We start from the raw sequence: 22295 nt of genomic DNA on the forward strand, positions 1-22295 counted from the left end.
GCGCCGTGGGCGGAGGATCGGCCGGGTGAACCTTCTGGGACGCCGCACGCCGGGATGGCCCGTCGTGTTGGCGGATGGTCCGGTGTTGTTGCGGCCCTACCGGCGCTCAGACGCCGTGGCGTGGTCTGAGGTGCGCCGCGCCAACGAGGCGTGGCTCGCCCCCTGGGAGGCGTCTCTCCCCGGTGCCTGGGCGGACCTGAACTCACTCGACGCCTACCGCTGGGTGTATCGGGAGCAGCGTCGCTCGGCCCGGGTCGGCGAGAGCATGCCATTTGTGGTCTGCCTCCGCGAGGGAGGACGGGAACGTCTGGTCGGACATCTGAATGTCGGCAGCATCGTGCGTCAGACGTTCTGCTCGGGCAGTGTCGGCTACTGGGTGGATTCCCGGGTGGCGGGGCGAGGCGTCATCCCTACCGCGCTTGCCCTGGCCGTGGACCACGCCTTCGGGCCGGGCGGGCTGCACCGGGTCGAGATCAGCATCCGTCCGGAGAACCAGCCGTCGCGTCGGGTGATGGAGAAGCTGGGCTTTCGCGAGGAGGCGTACCACGTGCGCTACATGCACATCGACGGCGCCTGGCGTGACCACATCGGGTACGCCCTGACCAGCGAGGACGTGGCGGCCGAGGGGGGCCTACTGGCCCGTTGGCACCGGCTGCGGGCCGCGACTGGCTGAAGGGTCCCGACTGGGCCGATCGGCGCGGCGTGCCACCATCCAGTGCCTTCGCCCGTAACCTCAGGTAACTGCAAGCTACGGCATTTGCAGTCCACCCGTAGGATCTTCGGCTCCAGGTCGGAAACATGAAAGATCGTTCGGTTGGTCTGTGTTTACCTGAAATTCGGTGACGGGAGGGGTGAGGGTGCCGACCTCGGTGCTCCTCGCCGTCCTCGCCGCTGCCGGCCTGCTCGCCCTGGCGCCGGCCCTGGTCCGCCGGTACGACGCGACCGAGCGGCTGGCGGCGGAGCGGGCGAAGTCGACGGCGCGGGTGCTTCAGCGCCGTCGACGACGCCGTACTGTCCCAGGTCGCCGGCCAATAAATCCGCCGCGTTCACTTTCGGTTACTTTAAGAGAAGATTCGGACTCCGGTGCCGCCGCCGCCGAGCCGGCAGCAGGGTCCCGTCGGTCGGACCAGCTGCGCGCGGTTCCAGCGAACCCCAGTCGGCCGCGTCGGCTCGGCGGGCGCCCGGGAGCCGGGGCGCGCCGGCCCCAGCCGCGCCGCCGCCAGCACCCCCCAGCCATCTACCGGCGGCGGCGGGTGCTCGCCGCGCTGTTCCTGCTCAACGCCGTCGAGCTGGTCGGTGTGCTGTTCGTCAGCCCCGGATTCTGGATCAGCTTCGCGGTCACCGGCGCCCTGCTCCTGGCCTACGTCGCCCACCTGCGCTCTCGCGCCCTCGCCGGCCAGCGCCGCCGACGCGCCGAAGCCCGCGAGGCAGCCTGGCTGGCCGCCCGTCAAGCCGAGGTGCGGCGCGAGCAGGCGCGCCGGGCCGCGGCCCGGCGTGAGGCACAGCGCCGCCTGGCGGCCCAACGAGAATCGGTGCGGCGTACCGCGATGGGCCTGGACCGGCCGGCGGACCTGCCGGCGGCGGCGAACGGCGGGACCGTCTCCTACCGGCGTGCCGGCGGCCTCCGTGGGCGTCCCTACCAGTCCGGCCGTGGTGCCCACCCGGCCTGACCTCGGAGGTCGCCCACCCGACAGGAACCGCTGCCCCCACCTGCCCGGCAGGACCGGGCGCCCCACCCACCCGGGTGGGTTGCACCCCTTCGCCGCGTCGGGGGCAATTCGCCGGGCGGTCCGCGACCTGTTAGCCTTATCGCCGGCCCGCTCGGTGAACGCCGAGTGGGACCTACGCCGGTCCGCCGGCGGAGGGGCTGTGGCGCAGACCGGTAGCGCACCTCGTTCGCATCGAGGGGGTCAGGGGTTCAAATCCCCTCAGCTCCACCCATACCCTCAACGACCAGTGGAAGCACTGGTCGTTGATCATTTGGGCACAGATTCGGCACAACTCAGCCCGGAAGCGCCGCCCCGAAGCGGTTGCCCGCAGCTGACCCACCCCAGTTGAAAGGCCGTTTCCGCTCGTCGGAGAGGGCCACCTTCCGGTCTTGAACGCAGCGAAGTGCAGTTTTGGCGCTCAGTGTCGAATTGATCGTCGAGGCGCTTGAGCGCGGTTTGGGTGGCCGGAGCGCGTCGCGGACTCGGAGCCGATGCCGGGGTGGCTTGGCTTGTACTGACCCAGCCAGGACCGCGTTCCGCATCCTCGAGCCCCATGTCGGGACCTCCAGGTCCCGTGTCGGGGCTATCAGGCGAAAACCGGATAGCCCCGGGAACCTCAGGTTAGCGGGCGGTGTTGGCGCCCTGCGGCGCCGCGCCCACAGCGATGGTCTCGGCTTCCAGTGCTGCCGTCGTCAGGTGGTCGTGTTCTTCCCCGATTCCGGCGATTTCTTCCTCGGCGGCGAGGGAGCTGTCGTAGTGCGCGTACGACCTGGTCGACAGCCAGAGCTTGAAGATGAGCGCGAACTCGAACAGCAACAGCAGCGCTGCGGCCACTATGGACACACCAAGTACGGCCCCGGTGATCGGGGCGATGATGAAGACCGTCATCTCGAACTCGATGCCGCTGAAGATGTGGATCCGTACCCGGGAGCGGATGAGTAGGTCGCGGAGGCGGGTGAACCCGGTGAAGCGCGAGCGGAAGTCCCGCTCCAACACCAACTCGGGACGTTGCATGACGGCGACCACGCCGGGAGCGGCGCCTTCCAGGTCGGCCTCGTCGTAGTCCGGGGTAACCACGCTCGTCTGATCCGGTGTGGCGTTGATCCGCCTGCGCAGAGTCCGGCGCATCTTGCGCTTGACCTTCGCCAGTTGCGAGGCGTTGAGGTAGCGGAACATGTCGAGGAAGACGATTCCGCCACCGACGATCAAGAAGTTCACGTCGTCGGTTCGCGCGTACTGCCCGCCCATCAGCGCGATGGTGCAGAACAGTACGCGGACGCGGTCCAGGATGAAGTCCAGCCAGATCCCGAACAGGCTGCCGGTGCCGTTCAGCCGGGCTACCTTGCCGTCCATGCAGTCGATGACGAAGCTCAGGTGGAAGAGCACCGCGCCCATGATCAGCCACCCCGGTGTCGCCGCGGCGAAGGCCGCAGCGGAGCCGAGTCCAAGTAGGAACGCGGCTACGGTGAGCCGGTTGGGGGTTACCCAGGGGTAGCGGGCGACGAGCCAGACGAGCCTCGACGCGAGCGGATCGACAAGGAAGACGGTCCACCAAGAATCGCGTTCCTTGTATGTCCTGGTCTGAACTTCCGCAACAGTTAAGCCGCTGGCCATCATCCCGCCTCCGCACCGAGCCCAAAATCCGGCAAGAGGCTACCTCAGGTTTGCCTCGCAGTTGAAGTATCGTCACCTGCCGGTATTGCCCTCGTATGCTAGTAGACGTGTGTATTTATGAAGAATCGGCCTCTCCGGATTCTGTCGATGTCCAGGCAAGCTGGAGCCGGACGATGTGACCCGATGCGGTGGCCCGGCGCGGTGACCTGGTTGAAGGCCATTCCCGGGTCGAGCAATCCTCCGATCGTAGACTTGGAGTCTTCCGGAGGATGGCGGAAGCTACCGGTTCTCCGGGTGCTGGCGACGGGATTCGGCAGCGTCCCCTTACCCTGTCTGAGCGATCAGGCGGGTGATTTCCCGTCAAGGTGCTAGCGCTTCGGCCATCGGTACTGCCCATTGACGCGAGTCCGCACCCCGGCAGCGCCGCCTTCGCACACCCCAGTGCGTGCAGGCCGTCGGTCGGACGCGGGAACCCGGGGGCGACCAAGCAAGACGGAGCGCAAAAGCGTGATCGGGTGGTTGCAGGCAGATGGAGAACGCGGGGGGCCTTCTCACGGTGTGGTGACGGAATCCCCCGACAGTTTGAGCAACCGAAGCATGAGCGACAGCGGACTGTTCAGCATCGTCGTACCCGCCCATGACGTCGAGGCGTTCCTCGCCGAATGCCTCCACCCGATCGCCGGTCAGACCTACCGCAACCTCGAGGTGATCGTCGGCACCTCTTCCGAGTTGGTTGAAGCAGTTCGCTCCGTCGATGTGGCCTCCCGCCCGTACCAGGAGCGTTACGACGCCTTCGTCGCACGCTTCTGCGACCTGGACGACGGCAAGGCGACCTCGCGGGTCATCGAACGGCTGTTGAGCTGAGCGAAGCCGGCGGTGGCGGCGCGATCCGGCCCTGCTGCTCAGTCACTCGATGTACCCCGTGTTGGGATCGACCATGGCCAGGAAGCTGCGGATGTTCTCCCGGTGCTCGTCAAGCGACAGCTCCGGGGCCGGACTCACACCGAAGCCGTAGCCGCGGTTCGGTCCGCTGAGCCACGTGTAGCTGGTGCCAGCGAAGTTGTCACTGCGGATGACGAATTCCTCGCCATCGACGTCAAGCGTGAACGACGTGGCGTCGTCGCCTTCGGTGTTGGGGCGCAAGCCGGGCACGGCCTCCGGGTCGGCCTCCCCATCGCCGTGGTCGCCGTCTGAGTAAACCGTCTTCACGTGGCCATCCATCCTCGTGGTGCTGCGGTCAGAAAGCTCCGGTCGATCGTCGGTCAGCTCACGAAGGATGCCGGCCTGGCGGGCTGTCTCTTCGACCATGTGCAGCAGGATCCAGCGGAGCGAGACCTCGCCGAGCTGTGGCTGCGGCACCACATGATCGAGGTCGAACCGGGTGCCCACGGTTCGGGAACCGAATGCACTCTGCCTCGTAGGCCGTCGCAAGCCGCTCGACGGTGTCCTCGTCGGTCAGGGTGAAGCTGGCCAGTGCGCTCTCCTCGGTGGCCAGGACGACATCACCGCTACTGGGGTCGAGGAGCGCAGCGTTCGCTGCCGGCGCGAGCCTACACGAGATCAACGGTGGGATTGATGTTCCTCGGATAGCTTCCCTTCGGCCGGGGAGGCGTACGCGGTCGGGGGCGGGTCTCAGCTGCGTGAGAACCCACCCCTGACCGGTGGTCTGAGCGCGATGGCCGAGGAAGCCTCAGTCCGGAGCGCTCAGGCGATGAAGTCCCGGACTATGATGTAGTTACTGGAGTCGTCGTTCATGTCGGTGTGCCCCTTGCAGCCCACGGAGATGTTTTCCGCGCCGTCGAGCTTCGCCGAACTGTCGGGGTTGATCAGTGCGTCACAGGTCGACCGCAGAGTGGCGTAGTTTACGTTTCCGGGAGTTTCGTCGCCAGAGTTCAGGGAGTCGAGGAAGCTGCTACCTCTGATCATTTCCCGGCACGATATGTAAAAGAAGCAGAACAACGAGACGTCGGTTCCGTGGTTTACCCCAGCTACGGAGACGAAGTCGTCCACGGTGGCGGTCCCGCCGCCGTTCTTCAGGTACCAGCGGGAGCTCAGGGCGCCCATCGAGTGCGCGACGAGGTCAACCTTGGTGGCGCCGGTCTCGTCGAGAATGTCCTGCACCTTGTTGACGAGTTTCGCGCCGGTGGTCGCGTTGGACTTCTTCCAGTCGTAGGACCAGGTGTAGAGCTCGGAGCTCTGGTAGCCATCCGCCTTGAACTTGTTGATCCAGGTGTTCCAGGTGCTGGCGGAGCTGCTCAGGCCATGGACGAAGAGGACGGGATTTCGGACTGCGGCCTGTGCGGCGGAAGGGGCGACCAGTGCCGCCGTCGCCACCAAGGTGGCGGCGATGACGGTTCGGACGAAGCGTCTCATGGGGGTCTCTTTCGATCCAGGCAGGTCCGCAATTTTCGGACCTGGCGGCGGTGGGTGGGACCATTATCCAGTGACGAACGTCAATGTGACATGAAGGTGACCGGGGATGCTAGTGGTGTTATGTTTCGATCAGATAACAACGGCCGGCGTCCGGTGGTGATGTAAGTCGGGGTAGGGGCGAATGCTCTTGGTGTAGCTTCGCCGGCCCGGCGTTTGTGGGTCCGGTGGGATCGTTCCCTGTGTCAGCAACGTGGTGAAGTCTGGGTCGACGGAGATCTGCCAGGGTGCCTGCGCCTCGGGGCTGAGTTCGGAGCCGGGCCGGGCCTCGGTCGGCGTCAGTCGGGTCCAGGGTCGGGCGCCGTTGGGTAGGGGTCGCCGGTGGCGACGTCGCGCCGAAAGGCACCGCCAGCAGCCTGGGCGGGGTTTGTCGCTGGCGATGGCGGCGCTGACGAGCGTGGCGGTGCCAGCGGATGCGCCGGCCGCGCGGGAGCAAGGTGCGGCGATCAAGTCCATTTATCATTGGCTATGTCTACCGGAGCCTGTGTCGGTTCGCTACCGCTGACTACGGCGTCGGTGGCGCCCCGCCGCGAGAGGTCACGGCGGCGGGCCCCAAACGGGTGAGGAGGCTCGTCTCTCCGGTGGAAAGTCCCGTTTGGTTCCTAACGTGATAGCGCGCCCTCGCGGGTGGGGCAGGGCGGGGTGAAGCGCGATGTACGCAGGGGCCGCGGGTATGGCGCTGGTCGCCGTGGGGGTCGTGGCGGGCTGCTACCTGGCGCACCGTGCGCTGGCGATCGCTCGGCGGCCGCTGCTGGTCTCGCCGTTTCAGTCCGGCTGGCGCCCCGAGGAGCACGCCCTGTCTCGGTACCACGTCCGTTGGTATCTGGTGACGGTGCTGTTCCTGGCGTTCGACGTGGAGATGCTGTTCATGTATCCGTGGGCGGTGGTCGTCGCCGAGCTGGGGGCCACCGCCGTGGTGGAGATGTTCGTCTTCCTGGCGGGTGTGCTCGTCGCGGTGGTGTGGGCCTGGCGGGAGGGCGCGCTGCGATGGGTGTGAGCGGTGCGCTGGCACGGCTCGCCACCCGGCATGCCCATCTGCTGGTCATCGAGGTACCCGGGCACTGGCTGACCCGGGTCGCCGTCGAGCGGCAAGCGGGCGTGCGGGGGTGGCGGCTGGCGGTGTCACCGGCGGACGCGGACATCCTGGCGGTGTGTGGATCGCCCGGACCGGAGCTGGCGCTGGTGGTGGCGAACCTGTGGGAGCAACTGCCCGGACCGCGGGCCCGGATCGATGTCGCCGCGCCGGAGCTGGTAGCCGCGGCCCTGGATCAGGCGGAGGCCACGTTGCGCGACACGCCCCGCCAGCGGCGGGACAGCGCGGGCCGCGACGGGCCGGGACGCGACGAGGCTCCGGGCGGGGACGCCGCCCTGGCGCACGGCAGCGAGGATCGCGATGGGCTGGAGATGGACGTGCTGCATGTGCGACTCGGCCCGGTACTGCCGGACTGGCCGGCCGGCCTCGTCCTCCGCACTCATCTGCACGGCGACCTCATCGTCGAGGCGCAGGCGGGTGTCGTTGACGTTGGGCAAGGTGGGCTGGCCGGCGGAGCTCCCGTAGTCGGTGGTGACACATCCGGCGAGGCCAGGCGGCCAGACGCCGGAGAGCTCGCTGCCCAACGGTGCGACAACGTGGCCCGGCTGCTGGCGTTGGCGGGCTGGTCGGACGCGGCCGGGCTCGCCCGCGCCATTCGTGATCACCTCTTGATCGGCGAGCGGTCGGCGGCGACCACGGAGTTGGCGCGGCTGCGGCGCCGGGTACGCCGCTCGTGGCTGCTGCGCTGGTCGCTGCGGCGGGTGGGGCTACTGCCCTCCGACGAACTGGCCCGATTGGGGCTCGCCCCGAATCTCACCGGTGACGTGTGGGACCGACTCAACGGCATGCTCGACCGGGCGACTATCGCGGCCGGTGGTCCTGCCGGTGTCGCGGCGAGAGGTCCTGCCGGCGTCGCGGCCGGTGGTCCCACCGGTGTGGCGGCCGGCGTGCCGGTCACCCCACCGGCGGCGGTCGCCAGCGTGGTGTCCGGGTGGGACGTGGCCACCGCCCGGCTCATCGTGGCCAGCCTTGATATTGCGGCGCTGGGTGTGGTCACCGATGGCTGAAGTGCCGGCGGCCGTCTCCGGCGGCTGGGCGCCGGTCGCGGCAGGGCTGCTGGGGACGCTCGCGGTCGCCGCGGCGCTGCTCGACGGCGCCTTGGCCGGACGGGCCGCCGGTGTCCGGTCCGGGATGGGGCGGTCGGCGGGTGAGGTGGCGCGGTTGCTGCGGCAGCGCCGGCGAACCACCGTCGCCGCGGACCGCCTGCTGTGGCGGATCGGTGGGGCGGGGCTCCTCGTGATGGCGCTGATGATCGTTACGGTGGTACCGCTCGGACGGTGGACCCTGTTCGACCTGGACGTCGGGGTGGTGTGGGTAAACGCGCTCGATGTCCTGGCGTGGGCGTTCGTGTGGTTGACCGGCTGGGGCGCCAACTCCGCGTACGCGTTGGTCGGCGGCTACCGGTTCCTCGCGCACGGCTTGGCGTACGAGTTGCCGCTGATGTTCGCGCTGGTCGCGCCGGCGGTCGCGGCGTCCAGCCTGCGGGTGGGGGAGGTCGCTGCCGCACAGCAGGGGCTGTGGTTCGTGGTGTGGATGCCGGTGGCCTTCGTCGTCTACTGCCTCGGCGTGGTGGCGATCGCGGTGTGGGGGCCCTTCTCGCCGGCGCTCGGTCGCGACGTGGCGGGTGGGGTGACGGCGGAGCTCTCCGGTGTGGATCGGCTGCTGTTTCTGGCCGGGCGGTACGCGCTGCTGGCGGCGGGCGCCGCCTTCGCCGTACCGATGTTCCTCGGCGGTGGGGCCGGGCCGCTGCTGCCGGCCTGGGCCTGGGTGTTGGTGAAGGCCACGGTACTGCTGGCGGGATTGGTGTGGCTGCGCCGTCGGGTACCCGCGCTGCGTCCGGACGTGTTCATGGAGGTGGGCTGGCTGGTGCTGCTGCCGGCGGTGCTGCTGCAGGACCTCCTCGTCGCCGTCGTCGTGATCGGAGGCTGAGGCGTGGTCACCCACCTCGTCTTCTGGGGCCTCGCGGTCGTCGCGGTGCTCGCCGGGGTCGCCGTCTTCGTCGTCAACTCGATGGCCCGGGCCAGCTACTCCCTGGCCCTGTCCTTCATCGCGGTCGGTCTTCAGGTGCTCTTGCTGCAGCAGCTCTACGTCGGCGTCCTGGTCATTCTGATGATGGTGATGGAGATGGCGATCATGGCTGTCTACATGAACATGTTTATGGGAATGAATCCGGCGATGATGTCGATGAACATGGTCCACGGTGCTCGCCACGCCCTACCGGTGTCGGTCGGGGTCTTTCTGCTCCTGGCCGCCGGGGCGCTGTTCGCGCCGTGGCCGAGCCGTCGTGGCAGCCTGCCGGAGGATGTCACCGCCGCTCTCGGCACCGAGCTGATGGGTCCGAAGATGCTGGCTATGGCGGCGGTGGGCGTGGTCATGGCGGCCACCATCGTCAGTGGGGTCGTCCTTGCCGCGCACCGCACCCGCTATGACCGTTTCGGGGATGACCTTCGTCGCCGCCCGGCGGCCGATCCGCAGCCGGGGGGAGTCGGACGATGACGGTACGCACTGTGCTGCTGGTAGCTGCGGCCCTGATCTCCGTCGGTCTGTATGGCGCCCTGTCCCAACAGGTCGTGGTGATGGTGATGATGGGCCTGGAGTTGATGCTGAACGGCCTGATCTTGGCCGTGGCCGGGCTCTGGTGGTTCTGCGCCCCCGACCCGTCCGGGCAGGTGCTGCTCCTGGTCGTCCTCGCGGCGATGACGGTCGAGATGGCGATGGGCTTCGCCGTCGCCACATCGCTACACCGCCTACGGCGGTCGGATCTGACCGACACGGCCGCGGACCTGTCCGGATGACCGCGCTCGGGACGGCAGCGTTGTGGGCGGTGGTCGGCCTGCCCGCGACCGCCGGCGCCGTGCTGGTGGTCGCCCGGCCAAGGGGTCGGGTCGCGGTGCGGGTCGCGTTGGCGGTCGCGGCCCTGGCCGTGCTGCTGTCAGCGCTGGTCGCTGTCGCCCGGCCGACGGTGGCGGTGCCGTTTCTGGCCGGCGCGGATTTCGTCCTGACGGTGGATGGACTGGCCGCGCTGGTCCTGCCGACGGTGCTGGTGGTGACGCTGCTGGTGCTGGTGGCCGCCGTCGGCGAGGCACTTACCCCGGCGGCACGGTTCCACGGCCTGATGCTCTTGTTCGCCGCCGCGGCCGCGCTCACCGTCACGGCCGGCACCCTGCCGACGTTGCTCTTCGCCTGGGAGCTGATGGGCGCCGCGTCGTACGCGTTGATCGGGTTTCGGTGGTGGGACGAGGCCCGAGTAGCCGCCGGTTTCACAGCGTTTGTCACTACCCGCACTGCGGATCTTGGCCTCTATCTGGCGGCCGGGGCGGCTCTGGCCGGCGGTGCGGGCCTGGCCCTGGCCGATCTCCCTGCCAGCAGCCCGGGGTGGCGACACGTGCTGGCCGCAGGAGTCCTCGTCGCGGCGCTCGGCAAGGCCGCGCAGCTACCGTTCTCCTTCTGGATATCTCGGGCGATGGCCGGGCCGAGCCCGGTCAGTGCGCTGCTGCACTCCGCGGCGATGGTGGCGATGGGCGGCTACCTGCTCCTGCGGACGCAGCCGCTGCTGGCCGCCACCGGCTGGGCCCCGTCGGTGGCCATGTGGGTCGGCGCGGGGACCGCGCTGTTGCTCGGCGCGGTCGCGCTTGCCCAGCCCGACCTCAAGCAACTCCTCGCCGCCTCCACCTGCGCGCAACTCGGGTTCGTGGTGTTGGCCGCCGGGGCCGGCGCGGTGGCGGGTGGGGCCACGCAGCTGGTGGCACACGCCGCGGTCAAGGCGCTGTTGTTCCTCGCCGCCGGGGCGTGGCTAGCCGCGCTGGGCACCAAACAGCTCGCCGGCCTGGCCGGGGTGACCCGACGGTGGTTGCTGGTCGGCTGGTCGGCCACGGTCGCGCTGCTCGCGTTGGCCGGGATCGCACCGCTGTCGCTCTGGGCGACCAAGGACGCCATCCTCGCTGCCGTCCGCGAAGAGTCGCCGGTGCTGTACGCGGTTGGCCTCGCGGCCGCAGCGCTCTCTGCCGCCTACGCGGGGAAGGTCCTCGTCGTGATCTGGCGGCGGGTCCCCGCTGACCAACAAGGCGCGGTGGACGCGTACCGGGACCAAGAGGAGACCGGCACCGGGCGGATCCCCCTGGCCGGGTGGCTGCCGCTGCTGGTGCTGGCGGTTGCCGCCGCGGGCGCCGGGTTGCTGGCGCTGCCACCGACCGGTGCCGTGGTCGCCCACGCCGTCGGTCAGCCCGGCGGCTACCACCCAGTTCCGGTACCGGAACTGGTCGCGTCCGCGCTGATCGCCCTGGCGACCCTCGTCGTCGTGGCGCGGTGGCGGGCGCCGGCACCACGCTGGGCGCGGCGGTGGCTGGGCCTTCGACAAGCGGTTGCGGTGCTGGTGACGCGTCCGACCCTGGCGCTCGGTGCCGCGGCGGCTCGCTTCGATGACCGGGTGCTGGATCGGGGTGTCGCGCAGGCGGCGCGGATCACGGTTGTCCTGGCTCGGCGGGCCGCGCAGGTCGATCAGCGTCGCGTCGACCGGATGGTGGAGGTTGTCGCGGCCGGATTGCGGCGGCTGGGGTACCTCGCGCGGCGGCCGCAGACCGGGCAACTACACCAGTACTACCTCCAGGCCGTGGTGGTGCTCGTCGTCGGTGCCGTCGTCCTCGTGGTGCTGGGGTAGTCGGATGCTCACAGTGATCGTCTTCCTGCCCCTGCTCGTCGCGGTGCTGTTGGCCGTCGTTCCCCGGTGCAGCGACACCGCGGCGCGGTGGGTCTGGGTGGGCGCGGCGACGATCGAGCTGGCGCTGATCGGTGTCGTCTGGGCAGGGTACGAGACGCCGCCGCCGGGACAGTTGGCTTTTGCCGAACGAGCGGCGTGGATTCCCGGGGTGGGCAGCAGCTACCACCTCGGTGTGGACGGGCTCTCCCTGCCCCTGATGGCGATGACCGCGGTGGTCTTCCTCGCCTGTGCGGTGTACGCGCTGCGGGAGCGGCACCGTCCTCGCGTACAGGCGTCGCTCTTCCTGTTCCTACAGAGCGTGTGCCTCGGGGTCTTCGCCGCGGCCGACCTGATCCTCTTCTTCGTCTTCTTCGACCTGTCCATCGTCGGGATGTACGCGGTGATCGCCGGCTGGGGGCACGGCGACCGGGCCCGGTCGGCGCTGAAGTTCTTCCTCTACACCTTCCTCGGCTCGCTGGCGCTGCTCACCGGGTTTATCGGGCTGTACGCGGCCGCCGACCCGCACACCTTCGACATGCCGACCCTCACCGCGGAGAACCCCTTCGCGGGGCGCCCCCTGGCCGGGGGAGTGGTGCTCGCCGCGATCCTGATCGGCCTGGCGGTGAAGACCCCCACCGTGCCGTTTCACACCTGGTTGCCGCCGGCGCACACCGACGCTCCCGCCGTCGGCTCCGCCGTTCTGGCCGGGGTGCTGTTGAAGCTGGGTACCTACGGTTTCGTGCGGATCGCCGCACCGATGTTGCCCCAGGCGTGGCGGGGTTGGGCGTGGGTCATCGTCGCCGTCGGGGTGGTGTCGGTCCTCTACGGCGCGCTGGTCGCCCTGGCCCAGACGAACCTCAAACGGATGATCGCCTACACCTCGATCAATCACATGGGTTACGTCGTGCTCGCGGTGGGCGCCGCCGGTCTGGTCAGCGTGGACACCGTCGAACCGCGGGCGGTCGCGGTGACCGGTGCGGTCACCCAGATGGTCAGCCACGGTCTGATCACCTCCGCCCTGTTCCTGCTCGCCGGGGTCCTGTACGAGCGGGCCGGCAGCTACGACCTGCACGCGTACGGCGGTCTCGCCACCCCCGCACCGATCTTCGCCGCGTTCTTCGCCGTCGGCGCCTTCGCCTCCCTCGGCCTGCCGGCCTTCTCCGGCTTCATCGCTGAGTTCCAGGTCTTCGCCGGCAGCATCGCCACCGCCCCCGTGACGGCGGTGGCTCTGCTCGGCATCCTCGTCACGGCCGCGTTGTTCCTCCGCGCCGGGCAGGCGTTGCTGACCGGCCCGACGGTCGGCTGTGCGAAGGGCTTCGGCGACCTGCGCCCCACCGAGCTCTGGTCAGTGGGGCCGCTGCTGGCACTGTCCCTGCTCATCGGGGTGCTGCCGCGCCCGCTGCTCGATCTCATCGAGCCCGCTGCCCGTACCGTCGTCGACCTTCTTGGCCGGTGACTCAGGTGGCGTCGGAGATGATGCGTGCCGAGCTGCTGCTGCCGGAGATGCTGCTCGCCGGCGGTGCGCTCGTCGTTCTGCTCGGCGGCTCGTTCACGCCCCGTCACCGGCAGTGGATCCTGCGGGGGGTCGCCGCCGCCGTCTGCGTTACGGTGATCATCACCGCCACGGTCGCGCTCTCCACACCGGCCAACACTGCCTTTGACGGCTCCTACGCGGTCGATACCGTCACCGGCGTCGCCCGGATCCTCGCCGCCACCGGCTGCCTCCTCGTCCTCGCCCTCGCCGGGGACGAACTCGCCGGCGCCGCCCGGGAGAGCGACGCCTACGCGCTGCTGCTCTTCGCCACCGCCGGAGCGGTGCTACTCGCCGGCGCCACCGACCTGCTCGCCCTGGTAGTGGGCTTTCTGCTGGCCAGCATCCCGTTGTACGCGTTGATTGGCTTGGCCGGCACCGGCGCCGGCGCCGAAGCGGTGCTCAAGACCTACCTCCTCGGCGCCCTCTTCGGCATCCTGCTCCTGTTCGGTGTCACGCTGCTCTCCGGGATCACCGGCACCACGGCCTACGCCGAGCTCGCGGCTCGGCTGCCGGACGCGCCGCGGTCGGTGGTCACCGCCGCCGCCGTTGCGGTCATCGGCGGGTTGATGTTCAAAGCCGGTGGATTCCCCGCGCACTTCTGGGTTCCCGACGCGGCCCAGGGCGGTATGGCGATGGCGGCGACGTTCCTCACCACCGTGCCCAAGATCGGTGCGTTGATCGCGATCCACCGGCTCGCCGGGGTCCTCCCCGGCACCTCGAACTGGCCGACGGTGGTGGTCGTGCTGGCCGTGGCGTCCATGCTGTTGGGTAACCTCGCCGCGTACTGGCAGACCGACGTGCGGCGGCTGCTCGGCTGGTCGACGGTGAGTCAGGTCGGCTACCTGCTGGTGCCGGTGGTCGCCACCGGACGCAGCGACCTCGCCCAACCGTCGTTGTTGGTCTATCTCGCCGGCTACACCGTCACCAACATCGCCGCCTTCGCGGTCGCCGCCGCGCTACCACGGCACCGCGACCGGATGTCCTGGCGCGGGGTGGCGGCGACCGCGCCGTGGCTGACCACCGCTCTGGTGGTGGCGCTGCTCGGGTTGGTCGGCACCCCGCCGACGGCGGTCTTCGTCGGGAAGCTGACCACCGCGAGCGCCGCCTGGGACGGCGGATACGCGTGGCTGGCGGTCGTCGTCTTCATCAACTCCGCGCTCAGCCTCTTTTACTACCTGCGGTGGCTGGTTTTGCTCTATCAGCCCTGGGCGGTCGCCCCGCCCGACCGTCCAGGGCGATGGAGTGCGACGGTGGCTGTCGTGGCAGCCGTGCTTAGCCTCGTCGTTGGGGTCGCCGCCGGCCTGGTGTGGCGGGCCGCCGGCGGGTAGCGAGCCGGGGCACGAGGTCACCGACGCGGTCCACCGGGCACCTACCGACCGGTGAACTGTGGCGCACGCTTGTCGAGGAAGGCCCGCATCCCCTCCTGTTGGTCCGCGGTGCCGAACAGGGAGTGGAAGCTGCGTCGCTCAAACAGAACCCCCTCCCGCAGGCCGGTCTCCAACGCGCGGTCGATCGCCTCGCAGGCGGCCGTGGTGGCTGCCTTGCCGAATCCAGCCACCGTCCGGGCCACCGCCGCCGCCTCCGTCAGCAGCCGATCGGCCGGAACGACCCGGGAGACCAGGCCGCTGCGCTCGGCCTCCTCGGCATCCATGAGCCGGCCGGTCAGAATCAGGTCCATGGCCTTGGCCTTGCCCACGAGCCGGGTCAGCCGCTGGGTGCCACCGATGCCGGGGATCACCCCGAGTTTGATCTCTGGTTGCCCGAAGCGAGCGGTGTCGGCGGCGACGACGATGTCGCACATCATGGCCAGTTCACAACCGCCGCCGAGGGCGTAGCCCGCGACCGCCGCCACGGTGGGTGTACGAAGTGCGGTGAACGCCTCCCAGCCGGCGAAGAAGTCCTCGACCACCATCTCCGCGGCCGACTTCGCCGCCATCTCCCGGATGTCCGCACCCGCCGCGAAGAACTGGTCGGTGCCGGTGAGGACGAAGCATCCGACGCCCGGGTCGCCGTCCAGGGGCTGCAGTGTGGCCAGCAGCTCGGTCAGCAGTTCGGTGTTGAGCGCGTTGCGGGCGGCGGGCCGGTTCAGTCGTACGGTGACGACCCGGTCGGTCTGCTCCACGATGAGATTCACAGTTTTCTCCTTGTCGCTCAGGAGTCCCAGATGGCGCCGTAGGCGGGGATGCCTCGTTGCTCCAGCCCGTGGACGACCTGCCAGGTCAGCTTCTTGTTGGAGATGCAGATGACGGCCTCGGCGCCGTGTTCGCGGTAGGCGTGGTAGGCCAGGGCCACCATGTCGGGTTTACCGTCGGTGGCGGTGTCCCAGATCGTGGCGCTCGGCCGGGCGGCGAGAATCTCGTCGATCAACGCATCGCCGTAGGTGGTCCGGGGACTACGGACCGCCCAGACCAGGTGCGACGGGACCTCATCCGCCAGCAGGTGGGGCAGCACCGGACCGATCCCGCTGCCGGTGGCGACGTAGACCACCTTGGTGAAAAGAGTCTCGATGTTGGCCACCCCGGCGGTGGTGATGCCCTTGACCCATAGGTGGGACGGGGGGTTGTCAACGAGAGCGCCGGTCCAGTCGCCCGCGCGGGAGATGGTGATGCGGAAGTGTCGATGCCCCGGTGCGGGAACATTGGCGAAGGAGTGCCACTCCAGCAGCGGGCTACGACTGACCGCGGTGGAGGAGCCGGGAAAGGGGACCCGGCGTCGCTCGAGCTGGACCAGCGCGACGTGGGTGGACGGTCGTTCGACGGCGACGGGCACCTTGCGCAGCCGGAGCCACGGCAGGGCGACGCTGAACGTCATCAGGGCGAGGGCCCAGATGCTCGCCTCGGTCAGCAGCGCGGTAGCGAGCGGTCGGGCAGCCGAGTCTGCGGCGATCTGCAGGACCGTCAGCACCCAGAACAGCGTCAGCGCCAACCACCCGCCGAAGCGGTGGACCCGCTCGAACAGGTCGTGGTGCCGGGCGCGTACCGGTGGCAGGGCGGTGCCACAGACGGTGAGGAGCAGCGCAACCAGTAGGTAGGTTACGACCAGGGTCGCGGGCAGGCCCGAGCCGGACCGGATGGCCTCGCCGGTGGCGGTTGCGGTGAAGGCGAGGAACCACAGTGTCCCGGCGAGCGCGCCGCCGACGTGTAGCCCACCGAAGTGGTAGACCTTGCCAAGGGTCCGCCGGATGCGCAGGGGCCAACTCGTGCGGGCCCGGGTGGCCAGCCAGAAGAACAGATTGATGACGTACTGCTGTCGGATGACGATGGCGAGGGTGAAGTTTGCCAAGGTCAGCCCGGCGAGCTGGGAGGTCGGTAGCTCGGCGGTGGACCATCCGCCGGCGCCGATCCCGTACCCGGCAAGGCCGAGATTTACGACGAGCACCACCGCGATCAGTCGGTGGTAGTGCATCAACGCTGGGTGCGTGAAGATGCGCTGCGGTAGCGGAAGACGCGGCGGCAGCTTGACGTTGCGGGCGGAGTGCGCCGCATCCGTAGCAGCTGCGATGGCCAGTGGCGCAGGCGGTGGCTTCAGCGGGGTCGTGGTCATCGCGTCGCCTCTCGCTCGTGGTCGGCGACGAGCCGGCGGAGGGCGGTTTTGTCGATCTTTCCTCGGCTGGTCATGGGAAGTTCCGGCAGGGTGTGCACTGTCTCGGGCACGCAGTAGTACGGCAGCGCCTCGGAGACGGCCATCCGGGCGAGCCCCGGATCCACCTGGGTGGGTGCCACGAATGCGACGAGGGTGCGATCGTCCAGCTTGATGGTCGCCGCTCGGGTGCAGCCCGGTACCGCCTCCAGGATCGCCGACACCGAGTCCAGCTCTACCCGAAAGCCGCGGACCTTCACTTGGTCATCGGTTCGTCCTAAGTGTTCCAACTGGCCGTCGGGGGTCCAACGCCCTAGATCCCGAGTGCGGAACATTCGGCGCCCACCGCCGAGGAACGGGTCGAGGGCGTACCGTTCGGCGGTGAGCTGGGGGTTTCCGAGGTATCCCGCCGAGACGCAGTCACCTCCGGCCCACATCTCGCCGACCGCGCCGATCGGGCAGGGCTGAAGGTCGGGGTCGAGCACGTACACGGTGTTGTTGGGTGTTGGCCGGCCAATGGTGAGTTGTTCGGTAGCCGGGTGGTGTCGGCTCATCGTGTTGACGATTGTGGTTTCGGTCGGCCCGCAGGAGTTGTAGAAGGAGCAGACTGTGGACCAGGTGTCCGCGAGGGAGCGGGGGCAGGGCTCACCCGCGACCGCCACGACCTTGACCCGGTGACACTGGTGTGGGTCGATGCGACTGAGCACCGTGGGGGTCGCGATGATGACGTCCACGCGGGACATCGTCTCGGCGATGTCGCGGCCCCGAATGACGAGCGTGGCACCGTGGCCCAGCGCCCCCAGGATTTCCCAGGCGGCCATGTCAAAGGCGATGTTGAGGATCTGGCCGACCCGCCATCCCGGCTGGATACCGAGATTGCCGGGGGAGGTCAGCAGGATGTTGCAGATGTTGCGGTGGGTCACGACCACCCCGTTGGGCCGGCCGGTGCTGCCAGAGGTGAACAGCACGTAGCAGGGGTCGTCGGGCTGAAGCGGCGTCGTCGGGGTGAAACGACGGACGGTTCGTTCGGCGGGCTCCGTCGCCAGGCCGTCCAGGGCGATCACCACGTGGCCGTCGGGAGTCGGAATACGGTCGACGGTGGCGGCGAGTGTCAGGACTACCCGGGTCTCGGCGGTCTGGACGACATGCTGCAGCTGGGCCGCGGGCACGGAGTCGATGTGCTGCGGTACGTAGGCTGCGCCGGACTTCAAGGCGGCGATCAGGCCGACGACCATGGGGATCGACCTGCGGACGAAGAGCGCGACCCGGTCACCGGGACGGACGCCGGCGGCAGCGAGCCGGGCTGCCAACTGATCGGCTTGCCGGTCCAGCTCACGATAGGTGATGGTCTCGTCCCCGTGTTCGACGGCGACGGCGTCTGGAGTGACGGTGGCCCAGTACTCAAAGGCGTGGTGGATGTGGGAGTACGCGACGGATTCGGTGGGTCCGTAACCGAAGCGTACGAATAGCTCGCGGTCGCGGGGCGACAATGTTGCCAGTGGTTCTGACAGTGGGCTGGGGCGGGGCGGGGCCGGCACGTTCGGATGGCTGGTGGCTCGGGTCGAAGTGGCTGTCTTTCCGGTTGGGGTAGTCGAGGTGCGCTGCATGGGTCCTACTTCCTGGCTCGGGTTCCAGACCGATGGCGACAGCGCAGGTCGCCGTTTCCAGAGAAGCGGACCGACTATGAATCAGTCAGCATCATGCCATTTACGTAAGTAAATGGTAATATCTTTCGATATGTCTGGGTCTGGGACTGGCTCAGGAGTGACCCCCGGCTCCGGGGGCTCGGGCTGGTCCTCCGACGGAGCTGCTCCTCCGACGGCAGGGTGGTGCCGCGCCGACCGGCGCCAGTGAGCCCGGTTGCTACGCCCGAAGCAGTACCGCCGCGGTGCGGACCAGGTCGCCGTCGACGGCGAACCGGCCGGACACCGTGGCCGGGGCGTGCACTGAAGTGGCGGCTACCCGCGCGGGGGCGATTCGGGCGGTGAATCGACCCGCCTCCGGATCCAGCGTCACGGTCGCGTCATGGAAGTCCAGCCAGGTGCCGACGACCGGGTGCCAGATCTTGTAGATCGTCTCCTTCGCGCTGAACACCACGGTCGGCCAGGAGACGCCGCTGGGCAACCGCGGAAACTGCGCCTCCTCTTCCGGCAGGCAGATCGCCTGGACCACCCCCGGGCTCAGCGGCCGGTGCTGCTCGGCATCGAGGCCGACCGACCGGATCTCGTCGGCACGGGCCGCGGCGGCGGCGCAGTAGCCGCGGGTGTGGGTGATCGCCCCGACCACCCCGGGCGGCCAGACCGGCGCTCGGTTCGCGGCGGTGGGGACGGCGACCGGCGACCGGCCGAGCGCGGAGATGGCGCGGCGTGCGCAGACGCGACCAGCGGTGAAGTCACGACGGCGGCTGTCCACTACTCGATCGCCGAGGCCCGCTTGCTCCTCCGGCAACAGCACGCCCTCCCAATCGGGCGGCTCCGCGACCACGACCGCGACGGCGGCGGGCAGCAGGTCACGCATCGACTACTCCGATGAGGTGTTGCCGGCGGAAGGTCCGCGTGGCATGGTCCAGAGTCTGCGTGACAGCCATGGCTGCCCAAGGTAGCGCACTCGCGGTGATGCTGCTGGACCCCGAACCCCGGGCGGAAGCCCGCCTTAAGCCCGGGCGCGTCTGCTACCGGCTTATCCGCCTTGACCACAACGACCGCTCGGCGTGGCGATCGTCGTAAATCTGACCCAACCCGGCCAGTTGTGCCGTCGCTGCAACCTGGTTAAGCTTTTGCTGCGCGCTCCAATCGCCCGCTTCCCCCGTGGCAGGCGATCGGAGCGCGCTTTTCGTGGCAGGGCCCGCACGTCTCACGTGCGGGCCCTTTCCGCTATTACGGGTGCCGGAGACGGGACTGGTCAGATCCAAACGAGCCGGTCACGTCCAACCGGAGCCAGTCAGATCCATCGGCTGTCCAGCCACATTCGGTTGGACCAGCTGTCGTATGGCAGCGGCTCGCCGACGAAGATCGGATAAAAATAGGCGAAGTTGAGCGCCACTAGCAATACGTACCCCCCGGCGATGACGGCGCCGACGAGTCGTCGATCTCCGTCCCCCGTTGGTGCGGTCTCCGGCGTGCGCTCCGGAGCAGTCGCCGCCGGCGCACCGATGATCGCACCCAGCACGTAGGTCACGGCGAGTACCAGGAACGGCAGCGCCGGAGCGGTGTAGAAGGCGAACATGGTGCGCCCGCTGTCCGCCGCGTACCAGAACCAGGGCAGCAGCCCGGCCGCCACGCAGAGCAGGATCGCGCCGGCCCGCCAGTCGCGTCGCGCGAGCCCCAGCCAGGCGAGCGCGGCCAGGGCGGGTAGGAACGACCACCAGAGCAGTGGCGTGCCCAACAGCAGCACCTCAGTGGCGCAGTTCGCCGCGGCGCAGGGTCCCTCGCCCGACCAGTAGAACGCGACCGGCCGCGCCAGGAGGAGCCACTGCCAGGGCCAGGACTGGTACGTGTGCGCGTCGTCGAGCTGCGCGTGGAAGCCGTACGCGGCCTTGTGGTACTCGATGAGGTTCTGTAGCGCCCCGATGACGGGGGTGTCGCTCAGCGGTGCGTTCGGCCACCGCTGTGCGTCGGGCACCCGGTAGTACCCCTCGTCGCCCAGCAGCCAGCCGGACCAGGTGGCGAGGTAGGCGACCACCATCAGCAGCCCGGCCAGCGCCAGCCAGGGCGTCTCGTCGAGCAGAGTGCGCCGCCACGGCCGGCGTACCCCGGCGGAGCGGCGGACGCCGACTTCCCAGAAGACCACCAGGAGCACGAATACCGGGAGGAAGTACAGCGCACTCCACTTCACCGCGCAGGCGCAGCCGAACAGCACCCCGGCGGCCAGCCGCCACCACGGCCACTGCCGCCAGCCACCGACTGGTCGGTCAGTGCCGGACGGGTGGCCTGGGTTCGGCCCGGTGGTAAGCGTCTCCGCCCAGCGGCGGCGCCGGGCGTCGCGGTCGAGAACCAGTGCGCCGAACGTCGCCAATACGAAGAAGAGCAGGAAGATGTCGAGCAGCGCGGTGCGGGACAGCACCAGGTGGAAGCCGTCCAGGGCCAGCAGAAGCCCAGCGGCGCAGCCCAGCACGGTGGAGCCGAAGAGTCGGCGCGCGATCCGGATCAGCAGCAGCACCGAGAGGGTGCCGATCAGAGCCGCGGAGAATCGCCAGCCCACCTCGGGAGCGGTGGTGATCAGGTGGCCGGCGGCGGAGACCCCTTGTTCGGTGTCGCTGTACCCGAAAGCCCACTCGCCGAACCCGATGAGCCACTTGCCCAGGGGTGGGTGAACCACGTACGACGGGCCGTCGTCCTGGTAGTTCCACTCGACGCCCCGGTCGACCAGTCCCCAGCCGTCGCGGGCGTAGTAGACCTCGTCGAAGATCTTGCCTGGTGGGTTCCCGAGGTTGACGAAGCGCAGGACCGCCGCGATCGCAACGATCACCGTGGTCGCTAACCAGGACCATCGGTCGAGCCGGCTGTCAACGGTGGCTAGCCGGCGACGGACGACGTCGGGAAGGCCGTTGCCGGGGGGCCGGCCCCGGTCCGTCTGCTCGGGCTGTTCCGGCCCGGCCTGGCCGGCGGGGTGCGCTGTTGACGCCTGGGTCACCCCGTGATCGTAGGCTGCGAAGGTGGGCCTGCGTGCCCACCGCCCCAAGGAAGATTCATTGTCGTCGATGAAGGAGCGTCCTTTCGTGGATGCGAAGTCCGATGTCGGACGCCTGGTCCTGCTCGGCGCGCCGCTCGGAAACCCGGCCGACGCCTCTGCCCGGCTCCGCGAGGTGCTCGCCACGGCCGACCTGGTGGCAGCCGAGGACACCCGGCGCCTGACCCGGTTGGCCCGGGAGCTAGAGGTGACCGTTTCCGGGCGGATCGTCTCATATTTTGAAGGGAATGAGGAGCGCCGTACGCCGGAACTCGTCGAGGCGCTCCGCGCCGGCTTCGCCGTCGCCCTGATCACCGACGGCGGCATGCCCAGCGTCTCTGACCCGGGCTACCGGCTGGTCCGGGCGACGGTGGACGCCGGGATACCAGTCACCGCCGCCCCCGGCCCCAGCGCGGTCACCACCGCCCTCACCCTCTCCGGGCTGGCCAGCGACCGGTTCTGCTTCGAGGGCTTCCTGCCCCGCAGTCCGGGTTCGCGCCGCGCCCGGCTGACCGCGCTCGCCACCGAGGAACGCACCCTGGTCTTCTTCGAGGCGCCGCACCGGGTCGCGGCGGCCCTCGCCGACCTGGCCGCTGCGTTCGGTGCCCACCGGCCGGCGGCGCTCTGCCGGGAGCTGACGAAGACCTACGAACAGGTGCTCCGGCGTCCGCTCGGTGAGTTGGCGAGCTGGGCCGCCGAGGAGCCGGCGCGTGGCGAGATCACGCTGGTGGTGGCGGGTGCCTCGGGTCCGGCCCGGCAACGGCCGGACGACGAGACGTTGCGGGCGGCGGTCGCCGCCCGGGAAGCGGCTGGCCGTTCCCGTCGGGACGCGGTGACCGAGGTCGCCGCCGAGTACGGGCTACGCCGACGTGAGGTCTACGACATCGTCCACCGGTGAGGTGGGCCCGAGAAAGAGAAGTGACCAGGGCGGCCCCATTGGTTCGCGGTCCCGCGGCCGGGGTCACTAGGCTA

20 protein-coding genes, 1 tRNA gene and 2 pseudogenes are annotated in these 22295 nt (G+C 69.4%); 13 read left to right on the top strand and 10 right to left on the bottom strand.

Features of this window, described 5'->3' with window-relative positions; all coding sequences use genetic code 11:
• Positions 1–25: 25 nt before the first annotated feature.
• The 3 genes from B116_RS0103305 to B116_RS0103315 all read left to right on the top strand — a co-directional run bounded on the left by B116_RS0103305 (position 26) and on the right by B116_RS0103315 (position 1937).
• Positions 26–673 carry a GNAT family N-acetyltransferase gene (locus tag B116_RS0103305; RefSeq protein WP_026321531.1) on the top strand — a complete coding sequence of 216 codons (648 nt, stop codon included), beginning with the start codon at positions 26–28 and terminating at the stop codon, positions 671–673.
• A 178-nt stretch (positions 674–851) separates the two neighbouring features.
• Positions 852–1670 (top strand): divisome protein SepX/GlpR, encoded by an 819-nt coding sequence (gene sepX / locus B116_RS0103310; RefSeq protein ID WP_027659202.1) that lies wholly within the window; start codon positions 852–854, stop codon positions 1668–1670.
• A 193-nt stretch (positions 1671–1863) separates the two neighbouring features.
• A tRNA-Ala gene (locus B116_RS0103315) sits at positions 1864–1937 on the top strand.
• 393 nt (positions 1938–2330) lie between these two features.
• Here the strand turns inward: B116_RS0103315 and B116_RS0103320 are convergent.
• Positions 2331–3326 (bottom strand): CDP-alcohol phosphatidyltransferase family protein, encoded by a 996-nt coding sequence (locus tag B116_RS0103320; RefSeq protein WP_027659203.1) that lies wholly within the window; start codon positions 3324–3326, stop codon positions 2331–2333.
• Between the two features lie 594 nt (positions 3327–3920).
• On the opposite strand from B116_RS0103320, the gene B116_RS28075 reads away from it, so the two are divergent.
• The gene (locus B116_RS28075) at positions 3921–4187 is read left to right on the top strand and encodes a CDP-glycerol glycerophosphotransferase family protein (protein ID WP_027659204.1); all 267 of its coding nucleotides are present in this window, start codon (positions 3921–3923) and stop codon (positions 4185–4187) included.
• Positions 4188–4229: 42 nt separating this feature from the next.
• On the opposite strand, the gene B116_RS0103330 is transcribed toward B116_RS28075, so the two are convergent.
• From B116_RS0103330 to B116_RS28080, 4 genes and pseudogenes are all read right to left on the bottom strand, one after another.
• The gene (locus tag B116_RS0103330) at positions 4230–4544 is read right to left on the bottom strand and encodes a hypothetical protein (protein ID WP_223874499.1); all 315 of its coding nucleotides are present in this window, start codon (positions 4542–4544) and stop codon (positions 4230–4232) included.
• Positions 4545–4560: 16 nt separating this feature from the next.
• Positions 4561–4959, bottom strand: a pseudogene (locus B116_RS24655) (mycothiol transferase).
• Positions 4960–5027: 68 nt separating this feature from the next.
• Positions 5028–5696 (bottom strand): esterase/lipase family protein, encoded by a 669-nt coding sequence (locus tag B116_RS0103340; RefSeq protein WP_027659206.1) that lies wholly within the window; start codon positions 5694–5696, stop codon positions 5028–5030.
• Between the two features lie 216 nt (positions 5697–5912).
• Positions 5913–6216: pseudogene (locus tag B116_RS28080) on the bottom strand (alkaline phosphatase D family protein); the annotation flags it as partial.
• 210 nt (positions 6217–6426) lie between these two features.
• Here B116_RS28080 and B116_RS0103345 point away from each other — a divergent pair.
• The 8 genes from B116_RS0103345 to B116_RS0103380 are packed head-to-tail and all read left to right on the top strand — an operon-like array spanning position 6427 to position 14404.
• Positions 6427–6750 carry an NADH-quinone oxidoreductase subunit A gene (locus B116_RS0103345; protein WP_018721282.1) on the top strand — a complete coding sequence of 108 codons (324 nt, stop codon included), beginning with the start codon at positions 6427–6429 and terminating at the stop codon, positions 6748–6750.
• The gene (locus B116_RS0103350) at positions 6741–7853 is read left to right on the top strand and encodes a hypothetical protein (RefSeq protein WP_027659207.1); all 1113 of its coding nucleotides are present in this window, start codon (positions 6741–6743) and stop codon (positions 7851–7853) included. Before B116_RS0103345 ends, B116_RS0103350 begins: the two co-directional genes overlap by 10 nt.
• On the top strand, positions 7846–8775 hold the full coding sequence (locus B116_RS0103355) for a complex I subunit 1 family protein (RefSeq protein WP_018721280.1): 930 nt from the start codon (positions 7846–7848) through the stop codon (positions 8773–8775). Before B116_RS0103350 ends, B116_RS0103355 begins: the two co-directional genes overlap by 8 nt.
• A 3-nt stretch (positions 8776–8778) precedes the next feature.
• Positions 8779–9342, top strand: a complete 564-nt coding sequence (locus B116_RS0103360) for a hypothetical protein (RefSeq protein ID WP_027659208.1) — start codon at positions 8779–8781, stop codon at positions 9340–9342.
• Positions 9339–9641, top strand: a complete 303-nt coding sequence (locus B116_RS0103365) for an NADH-quinone oxidoreductase subunit NuoK (protein WP_018721278.1) — start codon at positions 9339–9341, stop codon at positions 9639–9641. Before B116_RS0103360 ends, B116_RS0103365 begins: the two co-directional genes overlap by 4 nt.
• Positions 9638–11503, top strand: coding sequence for a proton-conducting transporter transmembrane domain-containing protein (locus tag B116_RS0103370; RefSeq protein ID WP_027659209.1), 1866 nt, complete (start codon positions 9638–9640; stop codon positions 11501–11503). Before B116_RS0103365 ends, B116_RS0103370 begins: the two co-directional genes overlap by 4 nt.
• A 4-nt stretch (positions 11504–11507) precedes the next feature.
• On the top strand, positions 11508–12998 hold the full coding sequence (locus B116_RS0103375; protein ID WP_018721276.1) for a complex I subunit 4 family protein: 1491 nt from the start codon (positions 11508–11510) through the stop codon (positions 12996–12998).
• Positions 12999–13003: 5 nt separating this feature from the next.
• The gene (locus B116_RS0103380) at positions 13004–14404 is read left to right on the top strand and encodes an NADH-quinone oxidoreductase subunit N (RefSeq protein WP_026321528.1); all 1401 of its coding nucleotides are present in this window, start codon (positions 13004–13006) and stop codon (positions 14402–14404) included.
• Between the two features lie 41 nt (positions 14405–14445).
• Here B116_RS0103380 and B116_RS0103385 read toward each other — a convergent pair whose 3' ends face one another.
• The 5 genes from B116_RS0103385 to B116_RS0103405 form a co-directional block, all read right to left on the bottom strand.
• Complete coding sequence (locus B116_RS0103385) at positions 14446–15210, bottom strand: enoyl-CoA hydratase-related protein (protein ID WP_027659210.1); 765 nt, start codon at positions 15208–15210, stop codon at positions 14446–14448.
• A gap of 17 nt (positions 15211–15227) precedes the next feature.
• On the bottom strand, positions 15228–16619 hold the full coding sequence (locus tag B116_RS0103390; RefSeq protein ID WP_027659211.1) for a ferredoxin reductase domain-containing protein: 1392 nt from the start codon (positions 16617–16619) through the stop codon (positions 15228–15230).
• Positions 16616–18262 carry an amino acid adenylation domain-containing protein gene (locus tag B116_RS0103395; RefSeq protein ID WP_027659212.1) on the bottom strand — a complete coding sequence of 549 codons (1647 nt, stop codon included), beginning with the start codon at positions 18260–18262 and terminating at the stop codon, positions 16616–16618. Before B116_RS0103395 ends, B116_RS0103390 begins: the two co-directional genes overlap by 4 nt.
• A gap of 256 nt (positions 18263–18518) precedes the next feature.
• Entirely contained in the window at positions 18519–19172 is a 654-nt protein-coding gene (locus B116_RS0103400; protein ID WP_018721271.1) for a 4'-phosphopantetheinyl transferase family protein, read from the bottom strand.
• Between the two features lie 423 nt (positions 19173–19595).
• Positions 19596–21287, bottom strand: a complete 1692-nt coding sequence (locus B116_RS0103405; RefSeq protein ID WP_027659213.1) for a dolichyl-phosphate-mannose--protein mannosyltransferase — start codon at positions 21285–21287, stop codon at positions 19596–19598.
• An 85-nt stretch (positions 21288–21372) separates the two neighbouring features.
• On the opposite strand from B116_RS0103405, the gene rsmI reads away from it, so the two are divergent.
• Positions 21373–22221 carry a 16S rRNA (cytidine(1402)-2'-O)-methyltransferase gene (rsmI, locus tag B116_RS0103410; RefSeq protein ID WP_027659214.1) on the top strand — a complete coding sequence of 283 codons (849 nt, stop codon included), beginning with the start codon at positions 21373–21375 and terminating at the stop codon, positions 22219–22221.
• Positions 22222–22295: the final 74 nt, after the last annotated feature.

Origin of the sequence: Salinispora fenicalii (assembly GCF_000514815.1) — a bacterium.
Taxonomy (GTDB): Bacteria; Actinomycetota; Actinomycetes; order Mycobacteriales; family Micromonosporaceae; genus Micromonospora; species Micromonospora fenicalii.

What these genes read in the sequence shown, in the direction of transcription:
- B116_RS0103320 (WP_027659203.1), bottom strand. Translation starts at nt 3,326, where the DNA reads ATGATGGCCAGCGGCTTAACTGTTGCGGAAGTTCAGACCAGGACATAC.
- B116_RS28075 (WP_027659204.1), top strand. Translation starts at nt 3,921, where the DNA reads ATGAGCGACAGCGGACTGTTCAGCATCGTCGTACCCGCCCATGACGTC.
- B116_RS0103330 (WP_223874499.1), bottom strand. Translation starts at nt 4,544, where the DNA reads ATGGATGGCCACGTGAAGACGGTTTACTCAGACGGCGACCACGGCGAT.
- B116_RS0103340 (WP_027659206.1), bottom strand. Translation starts at nt 5,696, where the DNA reads ATGAGACGCTTCGTCCGAACCGTCATCGCCGCCACCTTGGTGGCGACG.
- B116_RS0103345 (WP_018721282.1), top strand. Translation starts at nt 6,427, where the DNA reads ATGGCGCTGGTCGCCGTGGGGGTCGTGGCGGGCTGCTACCTGGCGCAC.
- B116_RS0103350 (WP_027659207.1), top strand. Translation starts at nt 6,741, where the DNA reads ATGGGTGTGAGCGGTGCGCTGGCACGGCTCGCCACCCGGCATGCCCAT.
- B116_RS0103355 (WP_018721280.1), top strand. Translation starts at nt 7,846, where the DNA reads ATGGCTGAAGTGCCGGCGGCCGTCTCCGGCGGCTGGGCGCCGGTCGCG.
- B116_RS0103365 (WP_018721278.1), top strand. Translation starts at nt 9,339, where the DNA reads ATGACGGTACGCACTGTGCTGCTGGTAGCTGCGGCCCTGATCTCCGTC.
- B116_RS0103370 (WP_027659209.1), top strand. Translation starts at nt 9,638, where the DNA reads ATGACCGCGCTCGGGACGGCAGCGTTGTGGGCGGTGGTCGGCCTGCCC.
- B116_RS0103375 (WP_018721276.1), top strand. Translation starts at nt 11,508, where the DNA reads ATGCTCACAGTGATCGTCTTCCTGCCCCTGCTCGTCGCGGTGCTGTTG.
- B116_RS0103390 (WP_027659211.1), bottom strand. Translation starts at nt 16,619, where the DNA reads ATGACCACGACCCCGCTGAAGCCACCGCCTGCGCCACTGGCCATCGCA.
- B116_RS0103395 (WP_027659212.1), bottom strand. Translation starts at nt 18,262, where the DNA reads ATGCAGCGCACCTCGACTACCCCAACCGGAAAGACAGCCACTTCGACC.
- B116_RS0103400 (WP_018721271.1), bottom strand. Translation starts at nt 19,172, where the DNA reads ATGCGTGACCTGCTGCCCGCCGCCGTCGCGGTCGTGGTCGCGGAGCCG.